Genomic DNA, 921 nt, shown 5'->3' with positions numbered 1-921 from the left:
AAATGTTTTTAATACATTCATTGTATTTACTAGAGATTCATCAATGATCGGATTATAACTTCGAGTTATTGATCCTTCCCTCTGGATATAATAATACAAAGCTTCATTTACTACTTCTATACTATTACAAAAATATAAATATCTCGGCATAAAACCTACATCTTCAAAAAAAGCACGATTTTCAAAATATAATTCATTTTCTTTAATTATTTCTGTTCTATATAACTTGTTCCAAGCTACAACAAAAGGCTCATCATGTTTACAAAGAAAATTCTCTAGGACATCACCATTCAATAGATCTTTGTTAAAATAATATTCTTTCTCCCGTAGCTTACTCGCACCCTCATCTAACCAGATCTTTTTAAAACCGCAAACTACCAGGTCAATATTACCTGGAATGATTTTTTTATATAAATTCTCATACATAGATTTATCTAAATAGTCATCACCATCTACAAATGCTATAAATTCCCCACTAGCATGATTAATTCCCGTATTTCTTGCAGCACTTAAGCCACCATTTTCTTGAGAAATTACTCGTACACGTTTATCACGCTTTGTAAACTCATTAGCGATATTTACTGTATTGTCACGTGAACCATCATTTATAACTAATATTTCAATTTCCTTAATACTCTGCGCAATAAGACTTTCCAAACACTTTTCAATATAACCCTCAACATTATACGCCGCTACAACTATACTAATTTTAGGCTTCTCCATAGTTTACCTCCTTCCATTGATTATATAATTTAATAAATTCTTTATTATATTTGGAATCATTGGACCAAGGTCCCATTAAAATATGATTTTCATATAAAGAGTAATCTACCTTAAAAATATTGACACTATCTTTAAAATAATTTAAACTTGCAAATTTAATTTCCGTTTCAGTATACATATTCCCTAAATATTTTACCA

Annotated in this window: 2 protein-coding genes; both read right to left on the bottom strand. The window is 29.1% G+C overall.

Annotated features, from left to right (window positions below):
- A partial coding sequence (locus KVT37_RS31640) for a glycosyltransferase (RefSeq protein WP_217578937.1) occupies positions 1-723 on the bottom strand: 723 nt, incomplete at its 3' end.
- On the bottom strand, positions 710-921 hold a 212-nt coding region (locus KVT37_RS31635; protein WP_217578936.1), incomplete at its 5' end, for a hypothetical protein. The genes KVT37_RS31635 and KVT37_RS31640, both read right to left, overlap by 14 nt.

Origin of the sequence: Mesorhizobium sp. GbtcB19, from assembly GCF_019091085.1 — a bacterium.
In the GTDB taxonomy this organism is placed as follows: Bacteria; Pseudomonadota; Alphaproteobacteria; order Rhizobiales; family Rhizobiaceae; genus Mesorhizobium.
Note: the sequence above shows the minus strand (reverse complement) of the source record. Positions and strands in the feature narration are given on the sequence as shown.